The 12,992-nt window shown below is 64.6% G+C and carries 10 protein-coding genes; 6 read left to right on the forward strand and 4 right to left on the reverse strand.

The features are described from left to right. Nucleotides 1–436: 436 nt before the first annotated feature. Together AB1555_11970 and AB1555_11975 are read right to left on the reverse strand one after the other, a co-directional pair. The gene (locus tag AB1555_11970) at nt 437–784 is read right to left on the reverse strand and encodes a GGDEF domain-containing protein (protein ID MEW6247407.1); all 348 of its coding nucleotides are present in this window, start codon (nt 782–784) and stop codon (nt 437–439) included. 2 nt (nt 785–786) lie between these two features. After that, nucleotides 787–882 carry a diguanylate cyclase gene (locus AB1555_11975; GenBank protein ID MEW6247408.1) on the reverse strand — a complete coding sequence of 32 codons (96 nt, stop codon included), beginning with the start codon at nt 880–882 and terminating at the stop codon, nt 787–789. A 172-nt stretch (nt 883–1,054) separates the two neighbouring features. Between AB1555_11975 and AB1555_11980 the strand changes: the two genes are divergently transcribed. The 5 genes from AB1555_11980 to AB1555_12000 all read left to right on the forward strand — a co-directional run bounded on the left by AB1555_11980 (nt 1,055) and on the right by AB1555_12000 (nt 7,737). Then, on the forward strand, nt 1,055–2,581 hold the full coding sequence (locus AB1555_11980; protein MEW6247409.1) for a phosphatidylglycerol lysyltransferase domain-containing protein: 1,527 nt from the start codon (nt 1,055–1,057) through the stop codon (nt 2,579–2,581). After that, the gene (locus tag AB1555_11985) at nt 2,578–5,676 is read left to right on the forward strand and encodes a PAS domain S-box protein (protein ID MEW6247410.1); all 3,099 of its coding nucleotides are present in this window, start codon (nt 2,578–2,580) and stop codon (nt 5,674–5,676) included. Before AB1555_11980 ends, AB1555_11985 begins: the two co-directional genes overlap by 4 nt. Nucleotides 5,677–6,093: 417 nt before the next feature. After that, nucleotides 6,094–6,909 carry a CbbQ/NirQ/NorQ/GpvN family protein gene (locus AB1555_11990; GenBank protein MEW6247411.1) on the forward strand — a complete coding sequence of 272 codons (816 nt, stop codon included), beginning with the start codon at nt 6,094–6,096 and terminating at the stop codon, nt 6,907–6,909. A gap of 52 nt (nt 6,910–6,961) precedes the next feature. Next, nucleotides 6,962–7,258, forward strand: a complete 297-nt coding sequence (locus AB1555_11995; protein ID MEW6247412.1) for a DUF167 domain-containing protein — start codon at nt 6,962–6,964, stop codon at nt 7,256–7,258. An 11-nt stretch (nt 7,259–7,269) separates the two neighbouring features. Continuing rightward, nucleotides 7,270–7,737 (forward strand): glycine zipper family protein, encoded by a 468-nt coding sequence (locus tag AB1555_12000; GenBank protein MEW6247413.1) that lies wholly within the window; start codon nt 7,270–7,272, stop codon nt 7,735–7,737. Nucleotides 7,738–7,814: 77 nt separating this feature from the next. On the opposite strand, the gene AB1555_12005 is transcribed toward AB1555_12000, so the two are convergent. Next, on the reverse strand, nt 7,815–9,074 hold the full coding sequence (locus tag AB1555_12005; GenBank protein MEW6247414.1) for a M28 family peptidase: 1,260 nt from the start codon (nt 9,072–9,074) through the stop codon (nt 7,815–7,817). A gap of 42 nt (nt 9,075–9,116) precedes the next feature. Continuing rightward, entirely contained in the window at nt 9,117–9,566 is a 450-nt protein-coding gene (locus tag AB1555_12010) for a ferredoxin-thioredoxin reductase catalytic domain-containing protein (GenBank protein MEW6247415.1), read from the reverse strand. A 236-nt stretch (nt 9,567–9,802) separates the two neighbouring features. Between AB1555_12010 and AB1555_12015 the strand changes: the two genes are divergently transcribed. Beyond that, nucleotides 9,803–12,895: a VWA domain-containing protein gene (locus AB1555_12015; GenBank protein MEW6247416.1), complete on the forward strand. Its 3,093-nt coding sequence runs from the start codon at nt 9,803–9,805 to the stop codon at nt 12,893–12,895. Nucleotides 12,896–12,992 lie beyond the last annotated feature (97 nt).

Consider the following 12,992-nt stretch of genomic DNA (forward strand, 5'->3'; position numbering starts at 1 on the left):
GAGACAGCAGGCTGTCCAGAATCACGAACGGACCAGATTGCAGGATGGCCCACGTGCGGAATGAGATATCCCAGGAAGGCTCACAACCAGAGAGGTGAAGCGCGCCTGAACTGCTGGCGGGCGACTTCCATTGAGATGTGCGGGGCGCGACAGCCAGCACGCGACTCTGGAAGGCGAGAAGGCCGAAGCCGTCGCCTCCCTCCCCCGGATCGGCACCCGGGACCTGGCCGTGATATCGGCGCAGCCCGTAGAGCAGGACCGGTTGACATTCCGGCGACTTCAGAGGTCGCAACGAATGATTCCTTCAAGAACAGTGGACGCTGGGCGTGGTCTACTGTCGCATCCCGTGGGACATCTGGGAAGGGCTACATGGACTTAGAACTGCGACGTAGGTGATATGATGGAATAATCAGCGCGGCAACGCCCAAGCAGGGGACTAATGTGAAAAGACTCGCACGCAGTTCTTGCCCGCGTTCTTTGCCGCGTACGCGGCTGAATCAGCGGCGGCAATCAATTCGGAAGGCATGGCGGCGTGGATTGGGAAACAGGCGACTCCGATGCTGCAGGTGAGAGTGAACGTGGGGCCGGCCAGCAACACCAGTTCAGGCAACAACTGCAACGTCGTGACGCGATGCCGCAGCCGCTCGGCCAGGAGACAGCGCCCTCTAGCGGAGTGTCCGGCAGGAGAACGGCGAACGCTTCGCCGCCGTATCGGGCGGCGAAGTGGCTCGCGCGGCCGCAGCGGCGACCGCGTTCCGCCTGCCGCTGGCTGTCGACGACCCACCCCTATTCACGCAGCACCTGGTCACCTGCCGTGTGGCCGAACCGATCGTTGATGAGCTCAAAGTCATCGATGTCGAGAAAGAGCAGCGAGGGCGGCAAACCGGACCGAGCTCTGAGACCGCTGTGGAAGGACCTACAAGATCGGCAGGTTCCTTGCGGCCATCAGATTCGCGTCGTATGATGACCGTAACTCACTTGGGTCTTGGTGATGGGCCAGCATCGCTCGCTTCCGATCATTTCCCTTCCCCAGTTTGTCCCGAGCCGGATTTGTTTGAGTTGCGAGGTCTGTTGCCGGTTCCCCGAACCAGACAGCGCTCTTCGGCCCTACTTCACGGACCAGGAGATCCGCCGGGCCGCCGAGAGAGGGATCGATCCTGCGCACTTTCCTGCAAAGGACGGATGTCAAGTCAACGTCGTGCCCAACCCTGCCGGCGAGGGCTACCTCTGCCCGGCCTTCGATCCGGCCACCTCGGAGTGCCGGATTTACGAGGCGCGTCCGTTGGATTGCCAGATCTATCCCCTGGCCGTTCTATGGGATGCGCACCATCGCGAGGTGGTGTTGGGATGGGATAGGAAGTGTCCCTTTTTATCAGGCGAGAGGCCAGAGGCAAGGGGAGTTGTTCGTGAAGCGTTCAACGTGAAGCGTGAGGCGGAACCCCTTACGTTGGAAGCCTATGCCGGCCGCATCGCGTCGTTGATCGAACGCGAGGACATCCTTGACACGTTCGCCCGACATCCTCGCCTGATCGGCCCCTTCCAGGAGGATGTCGTGATCCTTCGCCCGCTGCCGAGGCTGACGGCGCGCCTTCGCGAGCGGCACGAGGCACGAGGCGTGAGGCTGGAGGCTAAGAGCGCCTTTTCCCCTCGCCCCTCGCCTCTTGCCCCTCGCCCTCTGACCCTTTCGGACCGTCAGCGCGTCGAGCAAGCCCTCGCGTCCTCGGAACTCTCGGCAGACGACGCCCCCCTGGCTGCGTGCTCATTCGCCTATCACTTTGTCTGGCGCGCCTTACTTCCCTGTCGATGGGCCGTGCTGGAGGGACATCTGTGCCTGTTCGCCGAATCGCCGGACGGAATCTTTCTCGCCTTGCCGCCGCTCGGCCCAGGCCCCCTCAAGCCGGCGTTGGATGCGGCCTTCGAGTTCATGCGGGAGCGCAACGGCGGATCGTCGGCGACACGCGTTGAAAATGTGCCGGCGCGTCTCGCGCCGCAACTGGAGTCCTGGGGTTATCGCCTGTGGGCGAAGCCTCCGGATTATCTCTACCGGACGTCGGACCTGGCGCGCTTGGCGGGTGATCGCTACAAGTCACAGCGGGCCGCCTGCAACCGCTTCGAACGCGAGCATCCGGGGCGCGTCAGCTTCGAGCCCTATCGCGCGGACGATCGAGAGGCCTGCGAGGCGCTGTTCCGCGACTGGAGCAAGCAAAAACAGCGTGCCGAGCGTGATTGGACGGCGACGCAGATGCTGGCCGATTCGGCGTCCGCCCATCGGGAGATGCTGGGCCATCCAGAGGCCTTGGGCTTGACCGGCGCAGTAGCGCGGATCGACGGCGCCGTTCGCGCCTATACGTTCGGTTATCGGCTCGCTCCGGCCGTCTTCTGCGTATGGGCCGAAGTGACCGATCGAACGGTTCCCGGGTTGGCGGCCTGGGTGTTCCGCGAGTTTTGCCGTCACGCGCTGCGGCAAGGATACGAGTTCGTCAACACGATGGACGATTCCGGTCTCTCCGGTCTGGCTCGATCCAAGCGTGCGTACCACCCCGATCGACTGCTCCCCAACTGGATTGCGAGCGTTCGATGACATCCGCGCCGACGCATGCCGCCGGGACATCCAGACCTTATGCCTGGCTGCCCGCGCTCATTCTCGTCATGGTGGCGGTGGCGTTGGTGATCGCGGCGATAGCCCTGCATGTTCTGGAAGCGCGGCTGGTAACGGCGACCGGCGAGAGTTTGAGTCTGGCCGCCTCCGAGATCTCCGACAAATTGGATCGGTTGCTGTTTGAGCGGTCCGCGGACGTCGAAATGATGGCGCGCGCATTCAGCGAGCAGGCTCGGCGATCGGACTACATGGATCGGTATCTGCGCTGGATGAAGGCCAAATACCCCGCGTATCTCTGGTTGGGCGTCGCCGACGAGCATGGCCGGCTGGTGGCTTCGACGGAACCCGGCTTGGTCGGGCAGGAGCATGGACGGAGCGACTGGTTCCTCGACGCCCGGGATCGGCGCGGACCGGTGGTGGGCGATGCGGAGCCGTATGAATCGGTCGGCGGAGTCGAGGCGATCGCCTTCTCCGCTCCGATCCTCGGACCGTCCGGGGACTTTGGCGGCGTGGTGACGACGCGAGTCGGATTGGCGGCTCTCGAAGAAGTCGCGACCAAGACGGTGGTCGCCTTTCGAGCCGGGAATGGCGGGCGGGGTCCGATCGAATATCAGTTCCTCAACGCCCGGGGCGAAGCCTTTCTCGATTCCGACCTCGCGCACAAGGGGCGGGTCAACATGCGGCGGCTCGGTCTGCCCTCCGCCCGGCTCAGCGAGTCCGGCCGCTCGGGGTATGTCGAAGAGGAGCATCTGCGGCGACACGTCCCGGTCGTCACCGGATATGCCCGGACGCGAGGGGATAAGGATGGAGCGGGACCGCAGTGGACGGTGTTGCTGCGCGTCGATCGGGACCGCATCCTGGGACCGATCCATGGACTGTTGTGGAAGTTGGGCGGCGCAGGATTGGTCGTGTGGTTTCCGATGTTGGGGTTGTTGCTGTGGGCGACCCGCCGCCTGCGGACCGAATACGAACAGGCGCGGCAGGAGAGCGAGTGGGCGCGGGCGGCGGAGACGGCGTTGTTGCAAAGCCAGGAACGTAACCAGGTGATCGTCGACACGGCGCTCGACGCGGTGATCACCACGGACGCGGGCGGCGCCATCACGGATTGGAACGCGCTGGCCTCGCATCTCTTCGGGTGGACACGGGAGGAAGTCATCGGCCGGCAGTTGTCCGCCGTGATTTTCCCCGAGCGGGATCGGGCGGCGCATGAGCAGAGGATGCAGCAGTTCCTTGCCACGGGAGAAAGTCGATTCCTCAACCAGCGGGTGGAGGTCATGGCGCGCCACCGCGACGGCCACGAGTTCCCGGTCGAATTGGCGATCGCGCCGGCGCGCGTAGGGGGAGCCACCATCTTCAGCGCCTTTGTGCGCGACATCGCGGCCCGAAAACGCGCGGAGAGCCGCCTGGCCTCGCAGTACACCGTGACGCGCGCGCTGTCCGAATGCCACACGCTGGCAGGCGCCGCCCCGAAGATCCTGCAGGCGCTCTGCGAAAGCCTGGAATGGGAATTGGGGGTACTGTGGCAGGTCGACCGCTCCACCGACGAACTGCGCTGTCTCGATCTCTGGGTCTCGCCGGCCTTGCGGGCCGACGAGTTCGTGACGGCCACCGCCCTGCAAACATTCAGGCGTGGTGTGGGGCTCCCTGGCCGGGTCTGGGCCGCCGGCAACCCGGCATGGATCGCGGACGTACTGGCCGACGCCAACTTTCCCCGCGCCGTGTCGGCCCGCACCGTCGGTCTGCACGGCGCGTTCGGTTTCCCCGTTCACGTCGGCGGCGACGTCGAGGCCGTCATCGAACTCTACAGCCGGCAGGTGCGGGAGCCCGACGAAGAACTGCTGAAGATGGCGGCCGATATCGGGCTGAAGATCGGCCAGTTCGTCGAGCGGTCCCGCGCGCAAGAGGCCCTTCGACAAACGGAAGCCCAATTGCGGCAGTCGCAGAAGATGGAGGCGATCGGCCGACTGGCCGGCGGCGTCGCGCATGATTTCAACAACCTGTTGACCGTCATCCGAGGCTACAGCGATCTGATTCTGACCCGCCTGAATCCGACGGATCCGCTGCGCAAGGACGTCGAGGAAGTCAAGAAGGCCGCCGATCGCGCCGCGAGCCTGACCGCCCAGTTGCTCACCTTCAGCCGGCGCCAGTTCGTCGCGCCGAAGCTGGTGGATCTCAACGTGGTCGTGTCGAGCATGGAAGCCATGCTGCGACGGCTGATCGGCGAGGACCTCATCCAGCTCTGCACGGTGCTCGATCCGAACGTCGGCATGGTCAAGGCCGATCCCGGACAGATCGAGCAGGTCATTATGAACCTGGCGGTCAACGCGCACGACGCGATGCCGACCGGCGGAACCCTGACCATTGAAACCCGCAGCGTCCAGATCGCCGACCAGCCCGGAAGGGATTCCCAATCGGTCGATCCCGGTTCGTACGTGATGCTGGCGGTCAAGGACACCGGTTGCGGCATGGATGAGGAGACGCAATCGCATCTGTTCGAGCCTTTCTTCACCACAAAAGAGCAAGGCAAGGGAACGGGACTCGGACTCTCGACCGTCTACGGGATCGTCAAGCAGTGCGGCGCTCATATCTCCGTGGAGAGCAGACCGGGGCATGGGGCCACGTTCAGAATCTTTTTCCCGCGCGTCGACGAGACCGCAGACGCGACGGAGGCGGGCGCCGGAGCGGCCGGCGAGTCCCGCGGCAAGGAAACGGTCTTGTTGGTGGAAGACGAGCCAGGCGTGAGGGGGCTGGTGCACAATACGTTGAAGCTGCACGGCTACACCGTGCTGGAAGCCCGGCACGGCATCGAGGCGCTTCTGACCGGCGCCAAGCACATGGGGCCGATCCATCTGTTGCTGACGGACGTGGTCATGCCGCAGATGAGCGGGCCGGAGGTCGCCGAACACCTCGCCGCCGTCCGTCCCGGGCTGAAGGTGTTGTACATGTCCGGCTACCCGGACCATCCGATCTTCTCGCAAACCGGGGTGGCCGCTCACGCGGCCTTCCTGCAGAAGCCCTTCACTCCGAACGCCCTCGCGCAGAAGGTGCGCGAAGTGCTCGATGGCGCCGCGAAGTAATGTGGAATTAGGAATGTGGGAGTATGAATGAGGAATGTTGAATGCTGAATTATTGACAAGGCAAGGCCCTTCCGTCGCATAAGCTCCACAATTCATAATTCATCATTCAACATTCATAAGTGATCAAGCTGTAAGCTTGATCTTCCCCCCGTGTTCCGCTTATGGTGGCGCCAGGTTGGATAGCGAAGAGCGGCCGCCGGCAAATAGTCGTTATGACCGCAAGGCGGCCACCCTGCAGGATGAACATCACGGTTGGGCGAGAGGCGAAGGGCTCGGGGCGAGGGGGGGGACTCCGGCCTCTAGCCTCGGGCCGCTAGCCCCGCGCCTATTTTCATGGCAGCGCTGCGCTCTTCGCTCTCAGACGACGGCCGGTGAGGCGAGAAACGACGCAGGCGTTCAGGAAACGCGGATCGAACCATGCACAAAGGCCAGGAGTTGGACATCGATCGATATCGGGTGCGGGAGGAGCCGTTCTACGCGGAGGTGCGCGGGGAGATCGGGCTGTTTACGATTGCGGCGCGGAACCGGATGCCGGTCATGCTCAAAGGCCCGACCGGTTGCGGCAAGACGCGCTTCGTCCAGCACATGGCGTATCGCTTGAACCGCCCGCTCATCACCGTCGCCTGTCACGAGGACCTCACCGCCTCCGACTTGGTCGGGCGGTACCTCTTAAAAGGACAGGAGACGGTGTGGGTGGACGGCCCGCTCACGCTCGGCGTCAAACACGGCGCCATCGTCTACTTGGATGAAATCGTCGAGGCGCGCAAGGATACGACGGTGATCATTCACCCGTTGAGCGACGACCGTCGATTGTTGCCGATCGAGAAAAAAGGCCAGATCGTCGAGGCCGTCGACGACTTCATGCTCGTGATCTCCTATAACCCCGGCTACCAGAACGTGCTCAAGGAATTGAAGCAAAGCACGAAGCAGCGGTTCATGGCGATCGAGTTCGACTATCCGGCGCGCGACATCGAAACCCGGGTGATCGAACACGAGGCGGGTGTGAACAGGGAGACGGCCGAGCGACTGGTGACGCTCGGCGCGAAGGTCCGCCATCTCAAGAATCACGGGTTGGAAGAAGGCGTGAGCACGCGGCTCCTCATCTACGCGGGGACGCTGATCCGGCAAGGCGTACCGCCCGAGCAGGCCTGCGACGCGGCCGTGATTCGCCCGATCACCGACGATCCGGATATGCAGCGGAGCATTCAGGAAGTGGTGAAGGCGATCTTCTGAAAGAACGCGAGGTTAGAGGCGAGCGGCGAGAGGGAGCGACGCTGCTATTCCCGTGAGTTCTCCCGCGATCGTGAAGGATAGCCCTGCAGGGGCGATTCTTCTGGTACACGTACAGCCCAAAGCGTCTCGGACCGAGTACGTCGGGCTTCACGGGGATGCCCTGAAGTTCCGAGTCGCCGCGCCGCCGGCCGAGGGCGCGGCCAATGAAGAAGTGTGCCGGTTTCTCGCCGGGGCGTTCGGCCTCCCGTTGAGCGCCGTCGAAATCGGTTCCGGGGCGGCCGGACGGCGTAAGCGGATTGTGTTGAAAGGTGTCAGCGCGGTGAAAGTCCGCCAAGCGTTCGGGCTTTAGAACGTGCGAACATGAGCGGACCCGCCCGCCACATCGGATTTTTCCTCGCCCAACACTTGAGTCTGTTGGCGGTTTCCGCAGTCGTCGGCCTTGCCGGTTGCTCCGGCTCTCAACCGATCCTTTATCCCGATTCCCATTTCAAAACCGTCGGCCGGGAGGCGGCTGAACGGGACATCGATGAGTGCAAGAAGTCGGCGGAGGCTGCGGGGGCCGAGCCGGGGGCCGGTCAAGCCGGAGAGGTGGCAGGCAGCACGGCGGTCGGCGCCGGGATCGGCGCCGCCGGCGGGGCGGTGGGGGGCGCGGTGGTCGGCGCGGCAGGAAGCGGGTCCGCCATCGGCGCGGCCAGCGGCGCGGTGTGGGGTCTCCTCACCGGGTTGTGGCACGCGTTCACGGACGACGGTGAGCCGAATCAGACTTATCGCCGCTTTGTCGATCGGTGCCTCAAGGAAAAAGGGTACGAGGTCGTCGGATGGGAGTAGCAAGCGTCGCGCGAGCGGGCGGAATTCGCGGGTCGCGCCCGTCGCGCGAACCACCGAAACCTTTCAGCCGCGTGCGCTCACAACAAAAAGCAGCCGGGAAAGTCGGCCAGAAGACATTGGAGGCGGATGGAGACCCGTTCCAGCCGCGTGATGTCGTCCTCGGACGGTTTGTCGGGGTTCACCCGCTCCAACCATTCCACGTCCCGCTTCAATTTCCAGAGCGAGAGGGCGGACGTGCCGGGAATCTTGCTCTGCTCGTCCGCGGCCAGCAAGATGAGCGGACGCAAGCTCGCCACTTCGTCGGCGAAGACCAGCCGATCGGCGTCGAATCCATATGGCTCTCGGTCCTGATCGATCATTTGAAGAAAGGCCTGCAGCCAACCGACCGTCGCGGCCATGCGCTCATAGTGGAGCGTGTCGGGCAGGTCGGACGGCTGGTGATAACGCGGCGTACGGCCCGCCGAGAGAAACACGAACGGGACTCCGGCGTTCCGGAAGGCGTCATAGTCGCTGAAGGCGACTTGACCCAGCAGCGGGATCTCCTCGACCAGGTGCAGGCCGACGGGAAGAACGGTAAGAGGCGAGAGGCCGGGGTGAAGCGGGGACGCTTCACGCTTCACGTTGAACGTTTCACGACCGGCGGCTTCTTTGAGCCGCCGGTAGAGCGCCGGGCTCTTTTCCGCTCCCGCCGCGAAGACCGTCTCCTGCAACGGCGCCCAGTGCGCTCCGCCCATGAGGTCCATGATAATTGCGGCTTGCACGTTGGAGAGGACGCCGATCTCGGGTGGGAGATGGCCGACGAAGTGTTGCGATCCCATGAGAGACGTGCGGATATAAGGGGGCTCCTCCGTATTGAACGCGGCGAACAGCACCTGGTGTGCCCGGAGAGACGGCAGAGTCCGGGCGGTTTCGATCAGGATCGCCACCGCAGCCGCGTTGTCGTCGGCGCCCAGGTATCGGCCGCCCAAGTGGTCGTAGTGTGCCCCGATGAGAATCCACCGAGGCGCCGGATGGTGCGGCGTCGAAGGGTGAACGCCGAGGAGGTTGTCTCCCAACGTCGTCGAGACCGGTTGCCGGTATCCGTGTAAAGACGCCAAGGGGACGAGCCCTGCTTCCCGGAACCGGGCCTCGATGTAGACGGCCGCCTTCCGATGGCCGAGGGTGCCCGGTTTTCGCCCCGCGAGCTCGGGGCCGGCCAGATAGTCAACGTGGGCTTTCAATCGCTTGGCGAGATCGCTGACGACGGGAAGACTCTTGGGATCGACGGCGGCCATGGCGAGCCCGTACAGCATGAAACCGGCAAGGAGGAGGCGCGGCGTGATTCGGAGCCGGAGCACGCTGAGGGTCCTCCCCGCCGCGGCGAAGGGGCGGGACGTTGATCAAGGGTTCGGCCCAGGCTCGGTGGCGGCGGACATCTGGACCCGACCGGGCTCGCTCTGCGTTTGTGCCTTATGACGAAGCGCACGACCTTTGTCCGGAGTCGGGTCGCCGATCAGACCGTAGACCTGTCGGCCTTCGTGGTCCTCCGGGAGGTACTCGGTGATCGGCATGCCGTCCTCCCGCACGAACAGGAGACAGTGGCAGTACTTGTAGATCTGCATCTCATCGCAGGCGCAGATCCATCGCCGCAGCTTGGCCTCCGCTTGCTTGTCCTGGTAGAAATTGCATGGGCAGAGCGGCTTTCCCAGTTCATCCACGTGCGCGGCGAGGCCCTTGACGACCGCTTCGGTCACGGCGGGATTGGGATGAAACCTCGTTCCGCTCTTTTCCGCGAACCCCCGCACGAACTTCCACATCTTGTCCAGACTTTCCTGGGTCGGATCTCCCATGGGTCTCCTTAGGCTATAGGCAACAGGCAATGGCCGGTAGGCCGGCAATCTTTTCTCGTGGCCCGGCGCCTTTAGCCCCTCGCCTCGCGCCAGCACGCGAGCGCGTAGTTTACAAGCGGAAGGGCCTCCTTTACAATCCGTCACTTCCGTAGGAAGGCGAGTGGCGATAGGCAAGAGGCGGCGGAGGCGGGCCCATCAAACTCTTCCGCTCGTGCCTGCAAAGGCTGGTTACTGAGATGGCACCGAACGAACAATTGACCGAGCGATTGACCGATCAACTCGGCCGGGCGACCGCCGTCGAGCTGGTCGAGGCCCTGGCGAAGACCGCCGGGCGTTCCGATTCGGTGCAAGCCGCGTTGGTCTTGCTCGATGAACTGGAGGAGGTCTCGCCCAAGGTCGCGCGGTCCGCGATCGAGGCGTTTCCGGAGTTGCTGCGCCGCGGCTGTCTCGATCATGCCGTACCGTGGCTGGATCTCGGGATCGCCATAGCCGGGTCCTCCGGCGCGGCGGCAATGAGGTACTTCAAGGAAAGCCCCCTGCTGCTCCGCGCCGTTGAACCGGACTCGGCGCGCGCGCATGTGCTCGAGGTCGCGTTGGAATCGGCCGAACAGGATCCGAACGTGGCGCTGGAATTCATCAGGGTCGCGCCGGAGCTGACGAGAATATTGCCGGCTGATCAGTTGCGCGCCTGGGGCGAGATCGGCGCCGAGTTGGCCCGCGTGGATTACGTCGTGGGGATCGAGTGTATGCGGCAGAGCCCGCAAGTCGCCCGGGTTCTCAGGCCCGACGATCTCCGGGCGTGGGTCGCTTTCGGGATGAAACTGATCGCGCAGAACAGCCTCGGCAAGACCGACTATCTGGGCACGCTGGAATTCTTCCGGACCAGCCCGACCATCCTCAGCGATCTCGACGATCCTCCCGTCAGGCAGGCCGTGGTCGCGCTCGGTTCGCTGCTCGCCGACCGCTCGCCCGGTGCGGCGATTGCGTTTCTGGCGGAGGCTCCGGTGTTGATGCGGCGTCTTCCCGATCCGGATTGGCGGCTGCGGATCTTGCGGTACGGCGCATTGGTCGGGGAACGAGATGCCGAGGCGGCGCTGGCCTATCTGCGTCGCGCGCCTGAGCTGGCGACCCTGATCGGCGATGTTTCCAACGCCGGGATCAAGTTTGAGAACTGGTTCAAGGCCGGCATGGAGACCTTGGACTACAGTGCGGAAGGAGGGCGGGCCTACTTCGCTCTGGAGACGGTCAAGGCGCTGGCGTCGGCGGAACAGGCGATGAGCGGGGTGCCGCTCCGGTCCGTGGCCCGCTCGCTGAAGTTGTTCGCGAAAGCGCTCTGCGGGACCGACGTGACGATCCGCGCATTGCCGGAATCCGGCGGGACCGACCAGGAGCCGATCCGCGCGACGGTCGAGGCGGATGGGCGCAGCATTGCCTTGCCGGCGATCCAGCGGCGTTGCGCGACGCAAGAGGAGAACATCCGGCTGTATCACGTGATGACGGCGCACGAAGCGGGACATCTGGAGTTCGGGACCTACAATCTGAATATCCGGGCGCTGGCTGATCTGGTCGAGGAAGTCCGCCGACGAGACGGGCGGGACTCGCGAGACGAGCGAGACGTGCCGGAAAAGCCCGTCGCGCCTGTCGCGCCGGCCCCGCAGAACCTAGGGCAATTTTTCGATCTCTATCCGCAGCCCGGCGTCATCCGGGACTTGTGGGTGATTCTGGAGGATGCCCGGGTCGAATATTTGCTACGGCGGGAATATCCGGGACTCAGCCGCGATCTCGCGCGCCTGGCCCGCGAGGCGGCAACGACTCGCTCGCTCCGGCACGGATTGTCGGTCCGCGAGTTGGTCGTCGATGCGCTGCTCTTGCTCACCACCGCCGAGCCCGGCACCGTCAGGATTCCCGATCCGGTGGCGGAGATCGTCGAGCGGGCATGGCGGCTTTGCCAACGCGTGCTCAGGCCGGAAGCGACGGCGGAGGACGTCGTGCGGGCAGCGCACCAAGTGTACGAGCTCTTGGAAGAGATGGTGGGGACATCTTCTCAAGGCGAGGCCGGTGAAGGTTCCGCGCCGCAGCCGGATCAGGGTGCGGGACCGAAGGCGTCCGAGGAGATGACGGGCGCCTATCGGCCGGTGACCAATTGGGCGTATCGAGGCGCCATGAATCCGGATCGGGTGCCGGATCGAAGCGGGGCAGGCGGGGAATCTGCCGACTCCTCGGACGGTTCCGAAGGCGACGCGGAAATGGCAGTGAGCGGAATTACAGGCTCGGCCGGCCCGGCGGACGCGATGGGACAGGGCCGCTCCTCGGAAGCGCCGCGCAGGGAATCCACCGGAGAAGGATTGATGCCCGGTCAGGTCTGGCCGTCAGTGCTGGAGGAGTGGCTGCTGGCCGAGAACGAGCAGAGGGAGCCTACGGGCGTTCATGCGGCCGGCGGTCGCGTGTTCCGGTATCACGAGTGGGATGCCGCGATTCAGGACTACCGGACGAATTGGTGTCAGGTCGTGGAGCGGGAGGCCGCCGACGGTCCCTCCGATTTCATCGAAGAGACTCTGGCCGCCCATCGGGCGGGCGTGACGCTGCTGCGGCGCTATTTCGAAAGCCTACGCCCGCCCGGGTTGCGTCGCGTGCCGGGCTGCGCGGATGGGGACGAGGTGGATCTGGATGCGGCGGTCCGGCGCATGGCCGACGTGGCCGCGGGCGCGGAGCCGTCGGAGCGCGTCTACATGCGGCGCGAAAAGCGGGAGCGGCAGGTCGCCGCCGCGTTCCTGATCGACATGAGCGGGTCGACGAGTCGGCAGCTCGCGGACGGCCGGCGCATCATCGACGTGGAGAAAGAGAGCCTCGTACTCTTGTGCGAAGCGCTGGACGCGGTGGGTGACCAGTATGCCGTGTACGGTTATTCCGGTCGCGGGCGGTTTCAGGTCGAGTTTTTCGTTCTCAAGGAATTCGGCGAGCCGCTCGGCGGACGGGCGGCGCATCGTTTGGGCGGGATCATGCCGCTTCATCAGAATCGAGACGGCGCGGCCATTCGGCATGCCACGCGGAAGCTGCTGGCGCAAGTCGCCAAGACCCGCCTGCTGGTTCTCATCAACGACGGCCGACCGCTGGACGACGGGTACCGGGACGACTACTCGCTGGAGGACACCAAGGCGGCGCTCCGGGAGGCCCGTGTCCGCGGGGTCGAACCGTTTTGTATTACGGTCGATCGAGAAGCCGACGCCTACGTGCGCCGGCTGTACGGCGACGTGCGGTTTCTGGTCATCGACCGTATCGAAACGCTGCCGGAACGGCTGCCGATGATCTATCGGCGCTTGACTGCGTAGCGGGATTAGGCAAGAGGCGAGAGGTGTCGATCCGAAGCGCCTTCTGCATATCCCGTGCTCCTCGCCTCGCACCGCTTGCCGAGCAGTTGAGTTCGGG

The sequence above is a fragment of the Nitrospirota bacterium genome, from assembly GCA_040755395.1.
Lineage (GTDB): Bacteria > Nitrospirota > Nitrospiria > Nitrospirales > Nitrospiraceae > DATLZU01.